We start from the raw sequence: 20,957 nt of genomic DNA on the forward strand, positions 1-20,957 counted from the left end.
ACGGCTTCACCCTGCGTATGACAAGCCGCCTCTTACTAGGGGCAAGCCATCGTGCACAGCTCGAACCGACATAACGCGAACCGGCGGCCGGCGCCAGACACCCGCACTAGGTGCCCGCCGCCATTTTACCCTGTGAATGTTTGTACAGCTGATTGTAGTAGCCTTGCTTCTCCAGCAGCTGCGTATGATTGCCCTGCTCCACGATCTGCCCTTGACGCATTACGATAATGCGGTCGGCCTGCATGATCGTCGACAGCCGGTGGGCGATGACGAGCGTCGTGCGGCCCGCCGATACGACCTGCAGCGCGGATTGAACGAGCTGCTCGGTCTGCGAATCGAGATTGGCCGTCGCCTCGTCGAGTATAAGAATTTTCGGCTGGAAGACGACGATGCGGGCGAAGGAGATCAGCTGCCGCTCCCCGGCGGACAGCCCGCTGCCGCGCTCGGACAGCTTCGTATCATAGCCGTCCTTCAGCCGCTTGATCAGCGAGTCCGCGCCGACGAACGTACAAGCCTCGATGACCTGCTCGCGCGTGATCGATTCGTCGAATAAGCGGACGTTGTCGACGATAGTGCCGGAATAGAGGAACGGCTCCTGCTGCACGAGGCCGATCATCCGGTGCAGCGTATGCTGCGGAATGTCGCGGATATCCGTGCCGTCGATCTGGATGCTGCCCTGCTTGACGTCGTAGAAGCGGCACAGAAGGCTCATCAACGAGCTTTTGCCTGCGCCGGTCGTTCCGACAATGCCGATCATTTCGCCCGGCCTAATATGCAGATCGAGATCCTGGATGACCGGAATGCCGTCCTGATACCCGAATTGCACGTGATTGTAGTCGATGCGTCCCTTCACCTCGGCAAGGTCGATCTTAGCCGGTGTCTCCGAATCTTGAATGTCCGGCTGAACGGAGAAAATCCGGTGCAGCCGGTCCATCGACACCGTCGTCGACTGCAGCGTATTCCACTGCTGGGTGATGGAGTTGATCGGCTGGAAAAACTGCCGGATGTACGTAATAAAAGCGTACAGCACCCCGAACTCGATCGTATGATGAAATACGGCGAGCCCGCCGATCCAAGTCAGGAAGGCGACGGACAAGTTGCCCAAAATGTCGAAGGAGCGGTTAAACAGCACGTTGGTGCGGATTTCCCGCAGGTTGGCCCGGTAATACCGGGTGTTCTGGTCCGTGAACCGCTTCTCCTGCTCTTTCTCCTGATGGAACGCCTGGATCAGGTTCATGCCCGCCAAATTTTCCGCGATGAAGGCAATCAGGCGCGACAGCTGGGTGCGCGTAATTTGATACGTCTTGCGCATATACGAGCGGAAGCCGATAGCGATGCCGGCAATGATAGGAAGCAGAATCATGCTGTAGCCCGCCAGCACCGGATCGAGATGGAACATCATCAGGATGATGAAGACCAGGGTCATCCCGTCGCGGATCAGGCTCAAGAATACCTGCGTAAAAAATTGGTTCAGCGATTCCGTATCGCTGGATACATGCGTTACCAGCGAGCCGCTCTGGAACCGGTCGAAGAACGGCATCGACAGCTTGCTAATATGCTCGAACAGCTCTTTGCGGATGCGGCCGACGATGCTCTGGCCCGTATACTGCAGCAGATTGTTCTGCACGTAAGTGAACACCAAGCTGATAACGGAGAGCGCCAGATAGACGCCGCAGATGAGCAGCAGCATGCTGAAATCGTTTTTGCCGATCAGCAGGTTGTTGTCGATGGCGATTTTCACCAGGTAAGGCTGGAGCAAATCGGCGGCGATGACGAGCATCGTACAGCAGAAGATGATCAGGAACTTCCAGCGATGCGGCTTCGCGTAAGCGAGCGTTGCGCGGAAAGCGGCCCGCCGATCTTCCTTGCTGACGTTATAGGCGCTGCTGATCTCGTCCTGCGGCTTCATATTACCGATTTCCTTCGGCATAACGGGTTCCCTCCTCCTGGATGGAATAGAGCTTCGCGTAAATCCCGTCCTCGGCCATCAGCTGATGGTGAGTTCCTCGCTGCACGATCGTTCCCTCATCCATGACGATAATCTCATCGGCATGCTTAATGGCGCTAATGCGATGCGCGATAATAATCGTCGTTTTATTTTTGCGGTTCAGCCGCAGGTTTTCGATAATTTTGGTTTCGGTTACGGCGTCTACCGCGCTTACGCTGTCGTCCAGGATCAGAATCGGCGCGTTCTTAATGAAGCCGCGGGCCAGGCTGGTCCGCTGTCTCTGTCCTCCGGACAAAGTGACGCCGCGCTCCCCGAGCTTCGTTTCGAACTGGTCGGGGAACTCCATAATATTATCGTAAATTTGCGCCTGCTTGGAAGCTTTGGCTACATGCTCGAAGGCGGTATCCCGCCGATGGAAGGCGATATTGTCGCGAATCGTCGTGCTGAACAAGAAGCCGTCCTGCGGCACGTAAGCGATATCGCTGCGCAAGCTTTCCAGCGTAATCGTGCGGATATCCTCATTCCCGATCTGGATCGTTCCTGCGGGCGGATCGTAAATCCGCAGCAAGAGCTTCACCAGCGTCGTTTTGCCGCTGCCGGTTTTGCCGATAATGCCGACGGTTTTCCCGGGAGCAATTGTCAGATCAATATCGCGCAGCGCCGCCTTGGACGAATCCGGGTATGCAAACGTTAAACCTTTGATGCGGATGCCTGCCGATTGCAGCTGCAGCGGCTTGGCCTGCGGATTTTCCTGAATATCGGCCTGCACGGCAAGCAGGTTGTTAATTCTCTCCAGAGAGGCGCGCGACCGCTGCATCGTGTTGATAACGTTGCCAATTTGTTGCAGCGGGTTAACCATCATACGCAAGTACAAGGTCAATGAGACGAAATTTCCCAAAGAAATTTGATGCTGAATGGTCAAATAACCGCCGAACAAGATCGAGACGATCAGCGACAACGCTCCGAGAAACGGCAGCACCGCCTGAAACAACGACGACATTCTTACGAGCCGCAGCTGGTTTTCAATGATCGCGTCGACCGTCTGGCCGAACCGGTTCCTCATGATGCTCTCAACCGCAAACTTTTTCGTGACCCGGATTCCTCCGAACTGTTCTTCCGCCGATTCGGTCATTTTGGCCAAAGATTCTTGAACCTTCATCGATCGATTGCGAATGGCCGGTCCGAAATAGACGACGACGACCGGAATGGCGAGCAAGGGGATAATACAGGTCCCGATCAAGTACAGCGGAATGTCGCTCAGCGCCATCATCACGATAACGGACACAAGCAGGATGACGGCGTTCGTCGTTTGGTTGAAGCCGATCGAGATCGATTCCCTGACGCTTGTGACATCGTTCATGACATAGCTGAGCAGCCGCCCGATTCCGTTTTTGGAGTAATAGTTTTCGCTGAGCGCGGTGAAATGGCGAAACAGGCGCCTGCGCGTGAAAAATTCAAAGCGTCGTCCGAGCCGCATGACCGTGTATTGGCCTACTCCGACCAAAATTCCGTAGATCAGCCCGATAGCCAGCAGCATCAAGCTGTAATCTTCGATGACCGCCACTGTAATGCCGTCCGATTGCAGCTGATCGGTGAAGTCCCCGAGTACTTTGGGATAGTAGGACTGTGTGATGTTTGCAATGCTGATGAACAGAAGGGCCAGCACGTAAAAATACCAGTGAGCTTTGACATAATCCGATAGCAATCGCCGATCTTTCAATAACTCCACATCCTGTTAGTTTGTTCGCCCCGATGAGCCGCTGCAGATCGTTCTTCCCGGTAAAGCGGCAAAGCGTCAAGCGGTTGAAAATGATGCCCGCGAGCTTCATCGGTAGACGTATTGTTCAATTATACTTCGGCAACCTAAATATTTCATCTGCGTTCAGCCTACGCCAGCAGTTGTTTTTCCCGCGATAGCCGGAGAATAAGAATAGAATCCCCATCATTCTTCCATTATCTCCTTTTTACGGCTATTCTTCGTTAGTTCCGTTTCCCGGGCCGGGTTCAGATTTAACGGATAAAGGGGAATATTCGGGCTGTATACGAGAGAATCGGCGGGCGTGTCGAAATAGGAGGTGCTTGTTATGACTTCGGCATCTCCGATCAGAAAGACGGACGCGCTGCCGACCCCGCCGACTTTGATATTTCCTACATGAATGCATTTATTGTTCACGGTCATCTTCATTGTTCGTTCTCTCCTTTGCAAATGGATGAATACATGGAAACCTGAGTCATAAAATACATTAAGGACGTTATACCGGGGATCAGGCCAGGCTGCCCTGCTGTCCGAATCACTTTTACCGCCCTTGCAGGGAACGGGCGTACTCCGCGAGAGAAGGAGCGCTGCGTTCCTCTAAAGGTCCAAAAGGATGTCGTGTATGCCGGCCATTGTGGGTGCTATCAACGTCAATGCTGTCAACGGTGTGTTTAATGTAGGCGACGTCGGAACCATCGCTCCCACCACCTATAGTAAAACATATGCCGGAGGAGGATCGTTCAATTCCGGCGATACGTTGAATATCAACAACTTGCCCAGCGTCATCAATGTGTACGGTTCCGAAGCATTCGAGCAGCTGAATGTCAGCCGCCGCCAGTCAGATCAAGGGGTCCGGGAGGAGGATAAAAGGAAATGAATTTCTTCATTCAGCAACATATCGTCATCCATACGTTCAAAGTGGATGCGATCTCAAATTCATCGGTGCTGCAAATCGGCAGCGCGGGCATTATCAAGCCTGTCTCCCATCTCTACAATACGGGAGGCTTCACCGGGCCCGCGCCCGCCGCGGGACCGATTCCTTTTATCCCTTTGTCGGAACCGAGAATATAGCTATAAGCATCGTTAATTATGCTCGATCGAGAGGCGGTCTCCAAGCGATTATTGCGGGAAAGGTTGAATGATATGTACTACTTGAACCCGGATTTGATGCGTTATATGCAGCAGATTCAAGAATGCTTGAATGTTCAGAGCCAGCAAATCGAGCAAATGAACGCTAAAATTCAAGAGATGGATAAGGAAATCAAGGAATTGAAAAGCAAACCCGCGCAGCCCCCCGTGATCCGCAACGAATACCGTTTCGATCTGTTCAAAGTGGAGAAACTGGAAGGGACGCTCAACATCGGACTGAATCCGAATCCCGGCAAGGACGATTCGTCCATCGATGAATTCACCGTCGGGCAGACGCTGCAAACGCCGGATCAGGCGGAGCCGCAAAACGAGCAAATGTTTCAGGACATCCAAGAGCAGGTCGGCGATTATTTAAACTCCGATGCGTACAGGGTTCTTCAATCGATTGAACGTCAATACCGTTATCCGCTCGATGAGCCTTACCGCAAATTTATTGTCGAGGACGTCCGCAAGCAAATCGACAAACGTATCCGCTATTATTTGAGCAAATACCCGGATTCATCCGAAAACGTACAGGAAGCGATTATCGAAGAAGTGAAACGGGATATAGAGAAGACATTTGAGGCGTTTATTCAAAATTTGCCCAAAAAGGGGGACTGGAACTGAGATGGAATTTACCGTTATTAACGGCGAACTCGTCGTGGACTATGCAGACGTTACGTATGTGAGCACTTCGTCTACTTTTATGATAGGAGATATCCGGAGCATCGCTTTGTCCAGCGCGTTCGATACGCCTCCCGAGAAGGTGATCATCGGAGTGACCATCCCGATTATCGGATAAATCAGCGAGAGGGGCGAAGCAGGCATGCAGCAGAGAATATCTTGCGTCGGAACGCTTCATGTCAATACGGTGGGGGATGTGACGGCTCTGGAGGTCGGCGATACGGAGCGGCTTTCTCCCTCCAATTATACGATCGCGGTTCAGCGGGAGAAAGCGATCTTTCTGGAGAGCGAATTCGATTTCGCCGATTATAATATATTTTACCAGCCGCTCATTCCGCCGGACCCGCGGGAGCCGCTTATTATGAACCGCATTAACATGTGCCCCAATATTACCGTCCGCAAGGTCAATGTGTTTCTTACGTCGGCATCCGCCATCGTTCATATCGGTTCGAGCCAAAGCTTGAAAGCCCAGTCACGCATTAAACATATCCGGCATCTACTGAGAGAAAGACCCGTATGACGGGTTGAACAGGACGGGAGGGGGCTCACTTGCCAGCTATCGTACAGTCGGTCAACATCAACAGCAACTCCGGTACGGTGAATTTCGGAGATACGCTCAGCATTTCGCCGACGACCAATTCCAAGCAGGTTAGCGGACAAGGCGGGAGCAATACGGGCAATGTGGTCAACACGTTAAACGGAGTGAGCATTAACAACGTATCGGATGCGGCATTGCTGGATCAGCCGACCGTTGCGGTTTAATCTTCATTTTCGCGAGTCATCACGGGTGAAAGGGGACTCCCTGATGGATAAAAATCATAATCCGTTAAACGGCTTCGACTGGAAGCAATTCGAGCAGTCGTTCGGCAGCCAAATGAATGAGCTGTCCCAGCAGTGGAGAGGGGCTCCGACCTGGGTGGAGGACTATGTTCGCAACGTATTGGAGCAGACGCTTCCGAATACCGACTATACCGCCCGCACCGGCCCTTATCAGACGGAAATCGAGGAAACGCATCAGCATGTCCGGGTGAACATTCAGGTTCCGGACCCGAACACGGCCAAGCAATTGAAAGTCTACGTCGCTCCGAGGCAGATGAAGATAGAGTATAAGGGCGAGCATGGGATTCAGCTGATCCGACTGCCCCAGCTTGTCATACCGTCCAGCTGCAAAGCCGTGTATAAGGAAGGCATCCTGCAAATACATATTCGCAAGGATGATATGGATGAGCAGTTTCGGGAAGTGGATATCCGGTTTATGTAACCGTGGACAGCGTACGTAAAAGTCATATGAAAGCTGCGTCCCGGCTGTTAGGCAAGCCAGCAATCAGGATGCAGCTTCTTTTTTCTTCCCGTTCGTCAAATGCCGGGCGGCCGCTCCCCGGCTTGTTCCGGCTAAGCGCGGCTAATGCAGTACAGACGTCCGGACGCTTCCCAAATTTCACCCGGTTCCAGCGCGAACAATCCGATTTGCTCGGAAGGCAGCTGAACCGAAGGGGCGTTCACCAGATTAATTTGCGGTTCCGGGCAGAAAAACCCTTCCGTCGCATTATTGTTCCAGATCATCCAATGCTTGAACGCCGTGCCTACGTCATATACCAGCGTAACCCCGGCGCGGGTGTCCGTAAGTTCCATCCGGTTGCGCCCTTGCTGCGGCACAGCCGTGTAATGATTGTCCATCGCTTCGAAGAACGGCGAAATGCCGGTCGACTTCATTCGCTCTTCATCCGGTGTAAGCTCCTGATAGCGCCCGGTCGGCAGCATTCGTTCGTTTAGCTCCCAGCGCTGGCCGGTAGTCATGGTAAAGCGGTAATCGGCCGCCGTGCTGCCGGTCGCGAAAGGCGCGTTGATCGACGTATGGAAGGCGAGCAGGCAAGGCATGGATTCACCGCCGTCATTGCGCACCGCGACCTGCTGCTGAAGCCCGAGCTCGGATAAGGTGTAGCTAAGGCGTATCGTAAATTCATGAGGGAAATAGCGGTAAACCGGATGCTCTGCGTCCACCTTCTGGACAAGCGTAACGCGGCTTGCCGCCTTGTCTGCGCCAAAGTGCTCTACCGACCAAGGAATATTATGCAAAAATCCGTGCAGATGGTTGCCTGTGCTCGGTTCATTCACCGGAAACTCGTAGCATTTGCCGTTCCAGGGAAATTTGCCGTCCTCGTACCGGTTGGGAGGGAACAGTACAGGAATGCCGTGAATGATCGGCTTTTCTTTAAAGGATTCCATCTCCTCGGGAGTCGGTTCATGCAGGAAACGGTACTGCTTGTCCGTATCGCGGAAAGCGATCAGATTGCCGCCGATTTCGGGAAGGACCGCCGCTTCATATCGGCCGTATGTCAGCCAGATGGCCCGTTCTCCTTGGTAAAGCCCCTCATATGCGTTGGATTCAGTCGTGACCATATATGCCTCCTGTTTTCATTAGGTAAATATTGCTACTTCAGCATACCATAACGGGCCCTTTTGAAACCATACAAATATGTAGGGAAAAGGGAAACGAAATCCCCGACGGCAAGGGTACTAGATCAATATAGTACTATTCATCAGCGAGAGGCGTTATACAATAGAGGTAGCAATGACTACGACAAGTCGGTGAGCCATGATGGATATGAAGGAACGCATAACCTTGTTAAGACAGCACGAGCCTGATTGCTACGGCGCGTGCTTGTATTTGCTGCAATCCGAGCAAATGGCGTGCGAAGCGGCTCAACATGCGCTGTGCGCTCTCGCGCGTTCGGACGCTTTTTTTACCGCGGACGCCAAGACTCGCTCCGTTCTCCTCCGCAAGCAAGCGATGCAATCCTCCCTGCAGATTAAAAAGCAAACGCTGCATTCCGCTATGGCGTAACGCCGTTCTCCCGCTGCCATGCTAATGCCGCCGTCATCCGCTTTCTCCTTTCCCGGCTGCGGGCAAAGTAATGATAAAGGCGGTCCCGGCCAGAGGGTTGCTCGACACGGAAATTTGCCCCCCTATGGCATGAATGACTTGATAGGAATAGGTGAGGCCGAGCCCTGTGCCGTTGGATTTGGTCGAGAAATAGATGGAGCCCAGCCGTTTGATTTGCTCCTCGCTCATCCCGGCGCCGTTGTCCTTGATCAGAAGCTTGACGGATTTCTCCTCGGCCTTCAGCTTGAGAATCACTCGGCCCCCGTGCGTGTCGGAGCAGGCTTCGACGGCGTTTTTGACAAAATTGACGAGCAGCTGCTTGATTTCATCGGGATTGGCAAGCACATGAAACGATCCTGGAGCCGGTTCGGGCTCTGCGTCGCGAAGGATCAATTCTACATTATACATAGTGGCATACGGGGTCATGACATTATAAACGGCCTGCAGCTGCTCGGACAGATCCACTCGCTCTCTCCGTTCGGTAAACGGTTTGGTAATGGCCAAATATTCCGAAAGAATGGACTCGGTTCTTTGAATTTCGTCGAGACTGATCCGGATGTACTGCTCGGTCTTATGAGGGTCGTGCGGATTTCGGCTCATCAGTGTCAGGAAGCCCTTGACCGCGGTGAGCGGGTTGCGCACTTCATGGGCGAGGGAGGCGGCGACATGGCTCATAGCCTCAATTTTCTCGTTGCGGGCATGCTTGATGAACATGTCTTTATCCGATACGGACTTGCTGAACAAGGACATAAGCAGCAGGATGCCGAGCAAATTTTGAACCGGAATAGCCAAAATGTGGAAAATCCAATGAGCAGTGACATAATGAGGGAAGAACGCATACGCAAGCGCCAACGGAATCAGCGAGAACAGACATCCGGCGGTAGCGGTGACGAGCGTCTGGCGGGTTGTCGTGCGGTACAGTCTGCTCAGCAGCAAAGAGATGAAAAATACACAGAGGAGAATCAGCATACCGACCCATGTGCCTTCGCCCCCGAGGTATAACCGGTAGAGCACGAATTCCGCCAGCAGCACGACCCCTGTGAACGTCCCCCCGAACACAAGCCCGAAAAAAACGATGACATAACGGATATCGAAAATGACCCCGTCCACGACGCTGTTGGCGAACGTCATCGATACCAGCAGACAGATGGAGCTGGTGACCGTAATGAACGACCGGCTGTAGTTTGTCAGTTTATCCCGGTAATAGATGTTGAACGACACGAAGGGAATGAGCGCAAAAAACAGCTGCAGCATCATATTTTTTAATAAAATGATCAAACCGCCCCACCGTCCATTGATAAGCTTCGCGACCATACATAGAATCATTCGACGCCGCACCGCCTTCCCCTTTTTTTTGGTCCGGGGATGTTAGGCAGAGAGAGGATCGGCAAAGGCGATCTCTCAAGAAATTTGTAGCTGTTTTCCTTTTGCTCGGGTATAATGGAAACTCTTTAATCCAATTCATAAGGAGTGGTTCGTTCATGGCACTTTCCAGACCTCTTCTACGCGTCAGACCCGAGTCGGTCGGCATAGCTCCCTCATCCGTCACTGATTTTATGAAAGCGGCAAGCGACAGTCCGACCGGTCTGCACAGCTTCATGCTGCTAAGGTACGGACGAGTGGCGGCTGAAGCTCATTGGCGTCCCTACGATTCTGCGCTGCGGCATATGCTGTTTTCCTTGAGCAAAAGCTTTACGTCGACGGCGATCGGACTCGCCGTTGCCGAACGGCTGCTGACTGTCGACGACGCGGTGATCTCCTTCTTTCCGGAGAAGCGCTTGAACGACGGCCCGAATATGCGGGCGATGCGGGTAAGGCATCTGCTCTCCATGTCGACGGGGCATGCCGAAGATACGATGGGACGTTTAAGAGGGGCGGAGGACGGGGATTGGGTCCAATCGTTCCTGAGTCTGGAGGTGGAGCATGAGCCGGGCACTCGCTTTGTATACAACAGCGGGGCGAGCTATATGCTGTCGGCCATTATTCAGCGGGTTACGGGGCAGCCGCTGCTCGACTATTTGCAACCGAGATTGCTTGCGCCCCTGGGCATTGACGGAGCCGAATGGGAAACATGCCCGCGCGGCATTCATGCGGGAGGCTGGGGGCTCAGCCTGATGACGGAAGACATCGCCCGGTTCGGCCAGCTGTATTTGCAGCAAGGACAGTGGGAAGGCGCACAGCTGTTGCCCAAGGCTTGGGTCAAGGAAGCGACCTCGCGCCATGTCGCTAACGGAGACGGCGGAGAGAGCGACTGGAAGCAGGGCTACGGCTATCAGTTCTGGATATGCCGCCATGGGGCCTATAGAGGCGACGGGGCTTACGGGCAGTTCTGCGTCGTGCTGCCGGAGCAAGAGGCGGTCATTGCGATTACGTCCGGAGTGCGGAAAAACCTCCAGGACGTACTGGATCTGGTCTGGACGCATCTCCTGCCGGGAATGAAGCAAGGCGAGCTTCCGCCTGACGACGAACAATACGGCATTATGACCGACACGGCGCAATCGCTGGCTTACGCTCCGCTGCAATCCGATTTGAAAACGGATACAGCCGCAAAGGTGTCCGGGGCAACCTACGTTATGGATGCCAACGACCATTATAAGACCATCTCGTTCCGGTTTGAGCCGGATTTATGCCGCATCGCTTACACGAACGGCGCAGGCGAGCATCAGATTCAATGCGGAATGGGCCGCTGGGCGATAGAGCGGAGTCCTCTCGATTCCTATCCGATGATGGCGGCGAGCGGTCAATGGCTTGAGGCCGATACGTTCGAGATGGAGTGGCGCCGCATTGAGACGCCCTTTATCATTCATGCGGTCTGCAAATTCGCCGGGGACCGCGTATCGATTCAAATACGGCATCAAGTCAACAAAATTGATGTCGGCGAGCCGATCTTACTGGCAGGAACAAAGGAGCGATAACCCGTATGCATTGGAAAGCGCAGCTGGTCCAAACGGCGAACCGGATCGCCGGTTCCTTTCGCGGCCATCCGAACGTAGCCGCCGTTGCAATCGGAGGAAGCATCGGCAGAGGACAGATGTGGAAGCATTCCGATCTGGAGCTTTGCCTTGTCGTGGAACAGCGGATGGATCAATACCAGCATTTTAATTATATCGACGATATGGGCGTGGAAATTATTCAAATTACCCGAAGCAGGATGGCAGAGTTCATCCGCGGGTTTAGGCAGCCGGACAAGTCGTTGCTCGCATTTCCGATTCAAATTTACCGGTGCCGCATCGTCTACGATCCGGAGAATATGCTCGAAGAATTCAAGCAGATTTACGACACCTATCTGTTTCATGACGATGTTGCGGCGCTGAAGCAAGAGGAAGCGCTGCAGCAGGCCGATCTGCGGCTCGGCGACGCCCGGGAACTGGCGGAAGCGGGAGAGGTGGGCGGCGCGGCCGGCCACCTGCGAATCGGTCTGAACTTCTTGCTGCTCGCTTCCTACTGGCATTACCGCATTTTGCCGCGCAGCCAAAACCGGACGATCTATTTTTTGAAGAAAAATTCGGAAGCTCCGGGACGGACGCAGCTGCGGCCGTTGTATGATCTGTTCGTGGAGGCGTTCGGTCTGAACCGTCCGCACAAGGAATTGAAGGAACGGCTGCTTCAGGCTCAGTCGGCTATCTTCGCTATAGCCGAAGCGAGCTGGGGAAGCAATACGCCGGTCTTTTTGGAGCACGCGGTGGATGGGAATCTGGAATGGGGGCATGACCGGAGCATCGTCTACGTGTACAAATATTGCGTTCACCGGATGCAGCTGAGCGGCGGCCGGCGGAATCCGTACGATACGGCCGAGTTTGCCGAATCGTATCCGCAGCTGCACCGGTTCCTCGATTTCGGGGACATCACGGCGGACGAGGTGCACCGATGGATCAAGCAATATGCCGAGATTCGCAGCCGGCTTGCGGAGCCGGAACGGGCGGGCGTCAGCGGCCGTTCTTGACGGCCGCCGCATTGCGGCAAAAAAATTTTCCTTTATCGCTCCCCTTATTTGGGCTCTCTGAATAGCATAAGAGTAAGAAGCTGCATAAAGGGGATAACCAAAGTGATTCAATATGTCGTTCAACAAGGAGACTCATTGTACTCGATCGCCCAAAAGTTCGGTACGACGGTTCAGGCGCTGACGGAGGCGAACCGGCTCGCTTCCCCGGCCCTGGATGTGGGACAAATCGTCAACATTCCCGTTCCAGCGCCTGTGACGTATACGGTCAAGGCCGGCGATACGATCTACGGCATCGCCAAAATGTTCAATACGACCGCGGAAGCGGTCATGATGCTGAACCGGCTTACTTCCTCCGCCCTCTACATCGGGCAAACCTTGATCATTCCGATTTATACGGAGGTTGTCGTTCATGTAGAGGGGCTGTATGTGCGCGGCTATGCCAGCACGGATGCTCCGGCGGTAGCCGAAATGGCCAGAGGAGCGAGGCTGCCTGTCACAGGCATCGTAGGAAACTGGATTCAGGTCCGGCTGTTCGACGGGCGCCTGGGCTGGCTGCTCGGAGCGGCGGTGCGTCTGGTTCCGCATGACGGACAGCGTCCCGTGCAGGAGATTTTCGGCTTCTACACGGAGGAAGAGGGACCTACGCTGCCGAGCTCGCATGAAGTGTTCACAAGTCAGGCCGCTCACTTGTCCAACGTCGGGATGTTCCATTTCCGGATTTTGCGCGACGATCCGGCGCAAATCGAGAAATTTCCCGCAACCTTTACCGATGATTACATGAAAGAGGTAGTCGCGTTCGGGCATCGCCATAATATTAAAATGCTGCCTACGGTCCATAATCTGCTGTACGAGCGCGGCAATCAAAACGCCAATAAAGAAGTGATCGGCGGCATGCTGCAAACCGAACAGACGCGGGCGGCGTTTATCGCCAGCATTTTGCAGCTGATTGAGACGTATTCGTTCGACGGCGTCAACATCGACTTCGAGGACGTCAACTACGAGGACCGATTCCGGTTATCCGCATTTTACCGGGAGCTGGGGCGGGCGCTGAAGGAGCAGGGATATTATTTTTCCGTGGACGTCCCTTCCAGAACGTCGGATGAGCCTACGAATCCGTTCTCCGATCCGTTCGATTACGCGGTGCTCGGCAGCGTCGCCGACGAGGTCGTGCTGATGCTGTATAACGAGCACGGATGGCCGGGCAGCGGCCCGGGACCGGTCGTTTCCATCGGCTGGATGGAGACGGTGGTCAATTATGCGCTGACCAAAATGCCCGCGAGCAAAATTACCGCCGCCGTCTCCGTGTTCGGCTTCGACTTCAATCTGACGACGAAGCGCAATACGTATGCCACCTATGCGATGGCGATGGATTTGGCCCGCCAATATAACCGCGAGGTCCAGTTCGACCAAGAGACTCAGACGCCGATGTTCGCTTATACCGATGAAGCGGGCAATCAGCATGAAGTCTGGTTTGAGAATGCGCAGAGCATACGGGTCAAGATGGACCTCGCCGACCGGCTGGGTATCAGAGGCATTGCGCTGTGGCGGCTCGGCATGGAAGACCCGGCCATTTGGACGATGATGGAAGAGCATTTCGTCATCCGCAAAAGCGTCATGTGACAATCTGACGAGGCGCGTGGGCGATGCGAGGAAGGGATGCCTGTAAGGAGGGAAATGATGGAGCCTGTTACAGCTGTAGAGCTGATCGTCGCCATCGGCATCGCGGCTGCGCTGGCCGCTTTCGTTCCGATCATGCCGCGCCGCCGGAAACGGCAAACAGCCCGATGAATCCGGCGGATTCATTCGGGCTGTTATTCGTTTTGACGCTATCCTGTCAAACTGCGGCCTGTTTTTCGGTGTCGCGGTTTTTGCTGCGGAACAGCAGAATGATCGCCAGGCACGGCACCAGGCAGAGCATGCCGCAGGCGATGAAAGCACCGTCGGCGCCATAGCGGTCCGCGACGAACCCGGCGAACAGATTGCCGACCGGCGTAGATCCGGCGAATACCAGCGAATAGACGCTCATCACCCTGGACCGGTACTCGTCCTTGGAGAAAATTTGCAGCGACGAATTGCAGTTGGTGGTGAACAAAATGTTAAACACGCCGGTGCATGCCAGAAACAAGCCGGCCCCATACGGCGAACGGGACATCCCGGTCAGGCAGAGGAAGACCGAAATCAGCATCGACGCGGCAAAAATAACCTTCATCTTCGGCCCCTTCTTGCTGCGGAGCGAGACGGTGAGGGCGCCGATCAGCGAGCCTGCGCCCAGGCAGGACATCAGCGTCCCGTACGTGCGTTCCTGCAGGAGGAGCACATTTTTGGTAAAGACGGGAATCAGCACGCTGAAATTATAAGCGAACGTACCGATAATCGTGGACAGCAGCAGCGTCTGCAGCAGCCGCTTATCCCGCGATATGTAGACCATGCCGTTCTTAATTTCCTTGAGAATGCCGACATCCTTTTTCTTTTGCCTGACGTAAGGCGTCGTCTTGATGCGCAGCAGGCCGTAAATAACGGCGATGAAGCTCACTCCGTTGAGCAGAAAGCACCAGCCGGGGCCGAGCAGCGCCATCATGACAGCCCCGATAGAGGGGCCTAATATCCTCGCCAGATTGAAGGTGGTCGAGTTCAAGGCGATCGCATTCATCAAGTCTTCCTTGCCTACGATTTCGATATTGAACGACTGCCGGGTCGGCATATCGAACGTGTTGGTAAGCCCGAGAATAAACGCCAGCGTAATCACGTAGCCGTAACGAACGGTATCGGTGAAGACGAGGATGGCCAGGACGAAGGCGAGAATCATGGAAATCGTCTGAGTGGCAATCAGAATTTGTTTCTTCGGGAATTTGTCGATCAGCGCTCCGGCGAACAGCGAGAAGCAGGTGATCGGCAAAAACTGTATCGTGCCGACAAGTCCGAGCAAGAGCGGAGAGCCGGTCAGCGTCAAGACGAGCCACGATTGGCCGATGTTTTGCATCCACGTGCCGATCAGCGAGATACATTGGCCGAACCAGAAATAACGGTAATTTTGATGTGTGAGGGCGTGAAAATGATTGTTGATCACACGTTCGCCCATCGCCTTTATATTCAAGCGGGTCACCTTCCTGTAAGCATCCCTCGAAAGCGGGTTATTCGTTGTTGTTCTTATCCTGGGCGGGATTCCATCTCGCGGCGTTAGTTCCCATCTTCTCCAAAATGCCCAGAGCCATCCGCTGCTCTTCTTCCGTCAAGCCTTCGTAAATGATCGCCCGCCAATCCGCCAGCACCGAGCGGACCTCTTCGCGGATCATAAGCGCCTTGTCCGTCAAGAAAACGCGGTAAGAGCGTTTGTCTTCATCGCGCACCTGCCGCAAGACGTAGCCTTGCTCCTCCAGCTTCTTGAGCGCTTTGGCCGTCGTTCCTTTATCGATCTTCAGATAACCGGATAATTCCTCTTGGCTGAGCCCGTCCTCTTTGTACAAGGCGTTAAGAAAAATATGCTGCCCAGGACCGATATCCAGATGCTTCAAGCGGTCGCCGATATACATCTGCCCGTAGCGGTATAACAGCGAGACCCAGCGGGAAATCGTATACTTTGGATCGTTCATTCGACCCCTCCCGTGATAATCGTTGCACTTGCCACTATCGACTCCTAGTATAAGGGCGGGTTTGTTGGATATGCAACTATTTTTTGCGCCGTTAAATTTTCCTTTCCAAAGCTATCCATATCCTTTTAATATAGAGTCAGAGAAGGGATCGACGGAAGGGAGGGCGAGGATCATGTTCAAGCGTTTGCAGGGCAATGCCAGAGGCTGCCTGATGTTCGAGCCGCTGTTTATTTTGCCATACAGCTGTTATTTGCCTTATGCCGCTTTATATATGAGAGAGCTCGGGGTTACGGGCCAGGGGATCGGATACATTACGACATTGTGTTTGGGACTGCAAATTTTCACTTCGTTTGCGAGCGGTTTCTTGACGGATTCGATGGGCCGCAAGCGAGCGCTGCTCATTTACGATCTCGTCAGCTGGAGCGCCGCCACGCTGCTGTGGGCGATAGCCCAGAACGTATGGTTTTTCATTGCGGCCGCCGTATTCAACAGCTTTCTCAAGGTGCCGAATACGGCCTGGTACTGCCTCTTGGTAGAGGATACGGAGCCGAAGGAACGCTCCTACGTATTCAATGTGCTGCAGCTGATCACGGTGGTGGGCGGCTTGTTTGCACCGCTCGGGGGATTGCTGGTTGAGCATTTGACGCTGGTTCCGGCGGTTCGGCTGATGTATGCGATCGCCTTTGTCAGCATGACGGCGATGTTTTTCGGCAGGCACCGGTTTACGCGGGAATCGGAGATGGGCGTCCGCAAGCGGCAGGAGAGCCGGAACGGAAGTCTGCTGGGCAGCCTCAAGGAATACAGGCAGGTAACGAAGGAATTGTTTGCCAATGCGCCGCTGATGATTATTTTCTGCGTGTACGTCCTGTTTCAATTTCAGCAGACGATGAAAAATACGTTCCTGTCTTTATTTCTCGTCGAGCATCTGCAGGTCGGCGCCGCTGCAGTTTCGCTGTTTCCCGCGGTGACTTCCGCCGTCATGCTGCTGTTGATGTACAAAGCGGTTCCCAGGCTGAAGGAGGCGCATGCGGTACGCTATATGATCGGCGGCTTCGCGCTGTCCTTGCTATCCAACGTCATCCTCATATTCCAAAGTCCGGGCAGCTTGTTCTGGCTTATTCTCAGCACCGTGCTTGCGGCGTCGGGCTCGATATTGACCTATGCCTACTTGGAGGCGGCCGTGGCCAACTCACTGGACGACGAGAAGCGGGCGGCATCATTCTCCATCCTGACCGTGCTGATTTTGATCTGCATCGCCCCTTCGGGAATGATCGGCGGTTGGGCGTATGCGCTTCATCCGGCCGTCCCGTTTGCGCTCATCTGCGTTGCTTTTCTACTTAGCATAGCGCTTATGGTCCGGTACAAAAATCGCTATTTACCGGCGGATTCCTCAGGTGATATAGTATAGGCGTATTGCTATTATTTGTTAAAAATAAGGAGCCGTCAAAATGAAGAGCCGATTGTTTCGAGCAGCATCCGTCCTTATGGCAGCGATTATTTGGATTTGCGCCGCAGCGCTTCCGGTAAGCGCTTCCGAAACGAATGCTTCATCGCAAGGGTACGCGGACGTACCGAAGGATCATTACGCAAGCAAAGAAATTGAAGCATTGTCGCAGAGGGGGATCATACAGGGAACCGGCGACGGCTTGTTCAAGCCGGAGGAGGAGGTCACGCGGGGCGTTACGGCGCTCTGGCTGAGCAAGGCGCTGAAGCTCGGCTACCCCGCCTCGCTGCAAGGCTTTACCGATGTACCGGAGACTAGCGAATATGCGGTTGCCGTCAACGCTTTGGCGGAGAAGAAAATCATCCAGGGAGACGGAGGCCGCTTCTTCCCCGACATGCCGCTGACCCGCGAGCAGATGGCCAGCCTGCTGGTTCGCGCGTTTCAGCTGAAGGACAACGGCATGAACGTCTGGTTCAAGGATGAAACGGAGATGGGAGAGAGTCATTTTAAGGACATCATCCGGCTCAAGCAATATTTTTTGACCGACCAGATCGAGTTTATGCCCAAGAACAAGGTGACGAGAGCCCAGCTCGCCTTATTTTTGTACCGCGCCATTATGATCGGCGAGCCGGAGCGGGGAGAGCTTCCGCTGGAGGATTTCATGCGCGGCTCCGAGCTCGGCGGATACCAGGTGTCGCCCGACGGCAAGAGGACGGCGCTGCTTAAGGAGTATCATAACCAGCAGCATATTTTCGTCTACAAGAAAGGCGAGGAGAAAGAGGACGCGGAACGCATCACGACGGTCAAGGATCGCGATATCACAGGTTTCTTCTGGTTCGATAACAGCACGCTGCTCTATATGACGAATCGGGGCGGCGATGAGGATTATCATATTCATGCCGTCAGCGCCGACGGTTCGTCCGATAAGGACTTGACGCCGTTTGAAAAAGAAAAGGCGCAGTACATGGAGTCTTTATCTTATATTCCGGGTCATGAGAACGACATTTTGATTTCTTTGAACCATATGTCCAAGCAGTTGTTCGACGTGTACGAGGTCAATGTCAAGACGGGCGAATTCAAGATTGTCGCGAACAACCCGGGCAACATCACGAGTTGGATGACGGATTTGTACGGGGAAGTCAAGCTGGCGAAAGCCACGGTCGGCACCGACACGCAAATTTTGTACCGCAAATCGACTTCGCTGGCGTTCGAGCCGATTCTCGATGTGAAATTCGGGGATTCCTTCGTCCCGATCATGTTTTCGTTCGATAACTCACAGTTGTTCGCTCTCTCGAATATCGGGCGGGACAAGCTTGCGCTCGTGGCCTTCAATCTGAATACGAAGACGATGGGCGATACGATCTATGAAAATCCAGACGCCGATGTGACGGATATCGTCGTATCCTACAAGAAGCAGGCGATTCTGGCGGTCGAATACGAAACGGATAAGGTCCACTACCATTATTTGGACGAGGAATTCGAGCGGCTTAACAAGGATATTGCCGGGCAGCTTCCGGAGAACCAGCAATTTTATATTGTCGGCAATCCGCTTCCCGATAAAAAAGTGACGCTGCGCACCTACAGCGACAAATCGCCGGGGGCGTATTATTTCTACGACCGTCAGACTAAAAGTCTCGAGAAATACGCCGACGTCAAACCGTGGATACATGAAGACGATATGGCGGAGATGAAGCCGATCAGCTACGCATCGCGCGACGGCTACACGATTAACGGTTACTTGACGCTGCCGAAGGGAGCGGCGGGCGCCAAGCTGCCCGTCGTCGTACTGCCGCACGGCGGTCCTTGGGCGCGGGATTCCTGGGGCTTCGATCCGGAGGTGCAGCTGCTCGCCAACCGAGGGTACGCCGTGCTGCAGATGAATTTCCGCGGGTCGACGGGCTACGGCAAGAAGTTTCTAAACGCGGGCAATAAAGAGTGGGGCCGGGCGATGCAAAACGACATCACCGACGGCGTGAATTGGCTGATCGCCCAAGGCATCGCCGATCCTAAGCGGGTCGCGATCTACGGAGGGTCGTACGGGGGTTATGCGGCGCTGGCCGGCGTTACCTACACTCCGGACTTGTATGTCGCTGCGGTCGACTATGTAGGTCCTTCCAGCATGTTTACGTTCTTGAATTCGATGCCGGCTTATTGGGAGCCGGACCGGCAGGTCATGTACAGGCAGGTCGGCGATCCCGACAAGGATAAGGCGATGCTGGAGGCGAGCTCTCCGCTGCTCCATGCCGACCAGATCAAGGCGCCGATCTTCTTTGCCCAAGGCGTCAACGATCCGCGCGTAAGCAAGAAGGAATCCGATCAAATGGTCATGGCGCTGCGGCAGCGGGGGATCGATTCCCCTTATATGATCAAAGCGGACGAGGGCCACGGCTTCCAAAATTATGAGAACCGGATGGACTTCTACAACGCGCTGCTGAAATTTCTCAGCATGCATCTGAAGCCATGAGGCTGAGCGCTAGCCGTTACTGCTTGGGGCGATAATGCTGCGGCGCTTGCCCGGTCCAGCGCCTGAACTGGCGCGAGAAATGAGTCGCCGAGTGGAAGCCGAGCAGCTCCGCGATGGCGGCAACCGGTTTGTCCGTCGTCACGAGCAGCTTCTTCGCTTCGTTCAGCTTCAACCGGCTGAGAAACTGGCGGGGAGAGACGCCGTAGACATGGGCGAATACTTTGGAGCATTGATAACGGCTCATATTCATCGCCTGGGCGATTTCCGCGACGGTAATATCCGAATAGACGTTTTGCGACAGCAAATCTTCGATCCGATGGGCGACATCGGCGGCGAAGTGGGAGGCGTCCGGCACAGGTCCGGCCGCCTCTTCCGCATGTCCGTCCGGCTGGCCGAGCAAGTCCATGACCTCGCTGACGAGCAGCAGCGTATGCGCCTGAACGGCCAGCCGCTGCCCTGCGTCCAAGCTCACGTGCTGCTCCGAAGCGGCGCCCCGCGTTCGGCTATCGGCGATGCCCCGGCACAGCAGCCGCTCCAGCTCGCCGATATAGCCGGGAACTCTGCTGCTGGAGGCGGCATCCCCGGGTATGCGCCGGTACGGCTCGGCGCCGAGAATGCGCCGCATATCCGAGTCGTCCAGGTCGAAATGCAGATTGAAGAACACATAAGGTATAGAAGCGCCGTTGAGCGTCGCATGTTTGATTCCGGATTTGATCAGCAGCAAGTCGCCCCGTCTCATTAGGACATTCTCCTGTCCGATCTGCTGCGTCACTTCTCCGTCGATGCAATAGACCAGCTCGGTCAGATGGTGGTGATACTTCGGGTAAGACCAGCCGGGCGGCTTGATGCCAAAATGGCAGCCGGTCACCTGCAAGGTGCTCGTGATGCTTTGGAACGTCCATTGCGCATCCATATCGATTCCGTTCCTTTCTTTTTTGGAGCAGCTTTAAAAGGGTGGTGAAAAAGTGGCATTGTACAGTCATGACACGATAGAAATGGTAAAATAAATGGAACTGATCGATGAGAAATGAGGCCAAAACTTATGCTAGTTTCCAAACGCCAAGGCACCCAACCTCGACTATTTCAAATGGTCGAGATGGAGGCGCTTGTTCCCCA

Annotated in this window: 21 protein-coding genes; 13 read left to right on the forward strand and 8 right to left on the reverse strand. The window is 54.4% G+C overall.

What is annotated here, in order from left to right:
• Positions 1 to 106: 106 nt before the first annotated feature.
• From N0M98_RS30195 to N0M98_RS33810, 3 genes are all read right to left on the reverse strand, one after another.
• Positions 107 to 1,930: an ABC transporter ATP-binding protein gene (locus N0M98_RS30195; RefSeq protein WP_375295568.1), complete on the reverse strand. Its 1,824-nt coding sequence runs from the start codon at positions 1,928 to 1,930 to the stop codon at positions 107 to 109.
• On the reverse strand, positions 1,911 to 3,668 hold the full coding sequence (locus N0M98_RS30200) for an ABC transporter ATP-binding protein (protein ID WP_259620098.1): 1,758 nt from the start codon (positions 3,666 to 3,668) through the stop codon (positions 1,911 to 1,913). Before N0M98_RS30200 ends, N0M98_RS30195 begins: the two co-directional genes overlap by 20 nt.
• 222 nt (positions 3,669 to 3,890) lie before the next feature.
• Positions 3,891 to 4,133 (reverse strand): spore germination protein GerPD, encoded by a 243-nt coding sequence (locus N0M98_RS33810; protein ID WP_310944679.1) that lies wholly within the window; start codon positions 4,131 to 4,133, stop codon positions 3,891 to 3,893.
• Between the two features lie 193 nt (positions 4,134 to 4,326).
• Between N0M98_RS33810 and N0M98_RS30210 the strand changes: the two genes are divergently transcribed.
• The 7 genes from N0M98_RS30210 to N0M98_RS30240 all read left to right on the forward strand — a co-directional run bounded on the left by N0M98_RS30210 (position 4,327) and on the right by N0M98_RS30240 (position 6,777).
• Complete coding sequence (locus N0M98_RS30210) at positions 4,327 to 4,581, forward strand: spore germination protein (protein WP_249864335.1); 255 nt, start codon at positions 4,327 to 4,329, stop codon at positions 4,579 to 4,581.
• On the forward strand, positions 4,578 to 4,775 hold the full coding sequence (locus N0M98_RS30215; protein WP_249864334.1) for a spore germination protein GerPB: 198 nt from the start codon (positions 4,578 to 4,580) through the stop codon (positions 4,773 to 4,775). The genes N0M98_RS30210 and N0M98_RS30215 overlap by 4 nt, the downstream gene beginning before the upstream one ends.
• Positions 4,776 to 4,847: 72 nt before the next feature.
• Positions 4,848 to 5,459, forward strand: coding sequence for a spore germination protein GerPC (gene gerPC / locus N0M98_RS30220; protein ID WP_259620099.1), 612 nt, complete (start codon positions 4,848 to 4,850; stop codon positions 5,457 to 5,459).
• Position 5,460: 1 nt separating this feature from the next.
• Positions 5,461 to 5,634, forward strand: coding sequence for a spore germination protein GerPD (locus tag N0M98_RS30225; protein WP_249864332.1), 174 nt, complete (start codon positions 5,461 to 5,463; stop codon positions 5,632 to 5,634).
• A 24-nt stretch (positions 5,635 to 5,658) separates the two neighbouring features.
• A complete protein-coding gene (locus N0M98_RS30230) occupies positions 5,659 to 6,036 on the forward strand; it encodes a spore germination protein GerPE (RefSeq protein ID WP_249864331.1) in 378 nt (125 codons plus the stop codon).
• A 29-nt stretch (positions 6,037 to 6,065) separates the two neighbouring features.
• Positions 6,066 to 6,278 (forward strand): spore germination protein, encoded by a 213-nt coding sequence (locus N0M98_RS30235; RefSeq protein ID WP_249864330.1) that lies wholly within the window; start codon positions 6,066 to 6,068, stop codon positions 6,276 to 6,278.
• Between the two features lie 43 nt (positions 6,279 to 6,321).
• Positions 6,322 to 6,777 carry an Hsp20/alpha crystallin family protein gene (locus tag N0M98_RS30240; protein ID WP_259620100.1) on the forward strand — a complete coding sequence of 152 codons (456 nt, stop codon included), beginning with the start codon at positions 6,322 to 6,324 and terminating at the stop codon, positions 6,775 to 6,777.
• 131 nt (positions 6,778 to 6,908) lie between these two features.
• Here the strand turns inward: N0M98_RS30240 and N0M98_RS30245 are convergent, their stop codons facing one another.
• Entirely contained in the window at positions 6,909 to 7,916 is a 1,008-nt protein-coding gene (locus N0M98_RS30245; protein ID WP_249864328.1) for an aldose 1-epimerase, read from the reverse strand.
• A 205-nt stretch (positions 7,917 to 8,121) separates the two neighbouring features.
• On the opposite strand from N0M98_RS30245, the gene N0M98_RS30250 reads away from it, so the two are divergent.
• Positions 8,122 to 8,361, forward strand: coding sequence for a hypothetical protein (locus N0M98_RS30250; RefSeq protein WP_259620101.1), 240 nt, complete (start codon positions 8,122 to 8,124; stop codon positions 8,359 to 8,361).
• 33 nt (positions 8,362 to 8,394) lie between these two features.
• Here N0M98_RS30250 and N0M98_RS30255 read toward each other — a convergent pair whose 3' ends face one another.
• Entirely contained in the window at positions 8,395 to 9,726 is a 1,332-nt protein-coding gene (locus tag N0M98_RS30255; RefSeq protein ID WP_375295569.1) for an ATP-binding protein, read from the reverse strand.
• A gap of 155 nt (positions 9,727 to 9,881) precedes the next feature.
• On the opposite strand from N0M98_RS30255, the gene N0M98_RS30260 reads away from it, so the two are divergent.
• From N0M98_RS30260 to N0M98_RS30270, 3 genes are all read left to right on the forward strand, one after another.
• Positions 9,882 to 11,315, forward strand: coding sequence for a serine hydrolase domain-containing protein (locus tag N0M98_RS30260; protein WP_259620102.1), 1,434 nt, complete (start codon positions 9,882 to 9,884; stop codon positions 11,313 to 11,315).
• Between the two features lie 5 nt (positions 11,316 to 11,320).
• A complete protein-coding gene (locus N0M98_RS30265) occupies positions 11,321 to 12,343 on the forward strand; it encodes a nucleotidyltransferase domain-containing protein (protein WP_259620103.1) in 1,023 nt (340 codons plus the stop codon).
• 102 nt (positions 12,344 to 12,445) lie between these two features.
• The gene (locus N0M98_RS30270; protein ID WP_259620104.1) at positions 12,446 to 13,963 is read left to right on the forward strand and encodes a LysM peptidoglycan-binding domain-containing protein; all 1,518 of its coding nucleotides are present in this window, start codon (positions 12,446 to 12,448) and stop codon (positions 13,961 to 13,963) included.
• A 214-nt stretch (positions 13,964 to 14,177) separates the two neighbouring features.
• Here the strand turns inward: N0M98_RS30270 and N0M98_RS30275 are convergent, their stop codons facing one another.
• Together N0M98_RS30275 and N0M98_RS30280 are read right to left on the reverse strand one after the other, a co-directional pair.
• Entirely contained in the window at positions 14,178 to 15,437 is a 1,260-nt protein-coding gene (locus N0M98_RS30275) for an MFS transporter (RefSeq protein WP_259620105.1), read from the reverse strand.
• A 37-nt stretch (positions 15,438 to 15,474) separates the two neighbouring features.
• Complete coding sequence (locus tag N0M98_RS30280; protein WP_259620106.1) at positions 15,475 to 15,933, reverse strand: MarR family winged helix-turn-helix transcriptional regulator; 459 nt, start codon at positions 15,931 to 15,933, stop codon at positions 15,475 to 15,477.
• A gap of 172 nt (positions 15,934 to 16,105) precedes the next feature.
• On the opposite strand from N0M98_RS30280, the gene N0M98_RS30285 reads away from it, so the two are divergent.
• The gene (locus tag N0M98_RS30285; protein ID WP_259620107.1) at positions 16,106 to 17,341 is read left to right on the forward strand and encodes an MFS transporter; all 1,236 of its coding nucleotides are present in this window, start codon (positions 16,106 to 16,108) and stop codon (positions 17,339 to 17,341) included.
• 76 nt (positions 17,342 to 17,417) lie between these two features.
• Positions 17,418 to 19,841, forward strand: coding sequence for a S9 family peptidase (locus N0M98_RS30290; protein WP_259620108.1), 2,424 nt, complete (start codon positions 17,418 to 17,420; stop codon positions 19,839 to 19,841).
• 16 nt (positions 19,842 to 19,857) lie between these two features.
• Here N0M98_RS30290 and N0M98_RS30295 read toward each other — a convergent pair whose 3' ends face one another.
• Positions 19,858 to 20,754, reverse strand: a complete 897-nt coding sequence (locus tag N0M98_RS30295; RefSeq protein ID WP_259620109.1) for a helix-turn-helix domain-containing protein — start codon at positions 20,752 to 20,754, stop codon at positions 19,858 to 19,860.
• Between the last annotated feature and the right edge of the window lie 203 nt (positions 20,755 to 20,957).

The organism is Paenibacillus doosanensis (assembly GCF_025060755.1).
Classification (GTDB): domain Bacteria; phylum Bacillota; class Bacilli; order Paenibacillales; family NBRC-103111; genus Paenibacillus_S; species Paenibacillus_S doosanensis.

Excerpts from the sequence above, each read along its gene's own strand:
- N0M98_RS30195 (WP_375295568.1), bottom strand. The coding sequence starts at position 1,930 with ATGCCGAAGGAAATCGGTAATATGAAGCCGCAGGACGAGATCAGCAGC.
- N0M98_RS33810 (WP_310944679.1), bottom strand. The coding sequence starts at position 4,133 with ATGAAGATGACCGTGAACAATAAATGCATTCATGTAGGAAATATCAAA.
- N0M98_RS30210 (WP_249864335.1), top strand. The coding sequence starts at position 4,327 with ATGCCGGCCATTGTGGGTGCTATCAACGTCAATGCTGTCAACGGTGTG.
- N0M98_RS30215 (WP_249864334.1), top strand. The coding sequence starts at position 4,578 with ATGAATTTCTTCATTCAGCAACATATCGTCATCCATACGTTCAAAGTG.
- gerPC (WP_259620099.1), top strand. The coding sequence starts at position 4,848 with ATGTACTACTTGAACCCGGATTTGATGCGTTATATGCAGCAGATTCAA.
- N0M98_RS30225 (WP_249864332.1), top strand. The coding sequence starts at position 5,461 with ATGGAATTTACCGTTATTAACGGCGAACTCGTCGTGGACTATGCAGAC.
- N0M98_RS30230 (WP_249864331.1), top strand. The coding sequence starts at position 5,659 with ATGCAGCAGAGAATATCTTGCGTCGGAACGCTTCATGTCAATACGGTG.
- N0M98_RS30240 (WP_259620100.1), top strand. The coding sequence starts at position 6,322 with ATGGATAAAAATCATAATCCGTTAAACGGCTTCGACTGGAAGCAATTC.
- N0M98_RS30245 (WP_249864328.1), bottom strand. The coding sequence starts at position 7,916 with ATGGTCACGACTGAATCCAACGCATATGAGGGGCTTTACCAAGGAGAA.
- N0M98_RS30250 (WP_259620101.1), top strand. The coding sequence starts at position 8,122 with ATGAAGGAACGCATAACCTTGTTAAGACAGCACGAGCCTGATTGCTAC.
- N0M98_RS30255 (WP_375295569.1), bottom strand. The coding sequence starts at position 9,726 with ATGATTCTATGTATGGTCGCGAAGCTTATCAATGGACGGTGGGGCGGT.
- N0M98_RS30260 (WP_259620102.1), top strand. The coding sequence starts at position 9,882 with ATGGCACTTTCCAGACCTCTTCTACGCGTCAGACCCGAGTCGGTCGGC.
- N0M98_RS30265 (WP_259620103.1), top strand. The coding sequence starts at position 11,321 with ATGCATTGGAAAGCGCAGCTGGTCCAAACGGCGAACCGGATCGCCGGT.
- N0M98_RS30280 (WP_259620106.1), bottom strand. The coding sequence starts at position 15,933 with ATGAACGATCCAAAGTATACGATTTCCCGCTGGGTCTCGCTGTTATAC.
- N0M98_RS30285 (WP_259620107.1), top strand. The coding sequence starts at position 16,106 with ATGTTCAAGCGTTTGCAGGGCAATGCCAGAGGCTGCCTGATGTTCGAG.
- N0M98_RS30290 (WP_259620108.1), top strand. The coding sequence starts at position 17,418 with ATGGCAGCGATTATTTGGATTTGCGCCGCAGCGCTTCCGGTAAGCGCT.
- N0M98_RS30295 (WP_259620109.1), bottom strand. The coding sequence starts at position 20,754 with ATGGATGCGCAATGGACGTTCCAAAGCATCACGAGCACCTTGCAGGTG.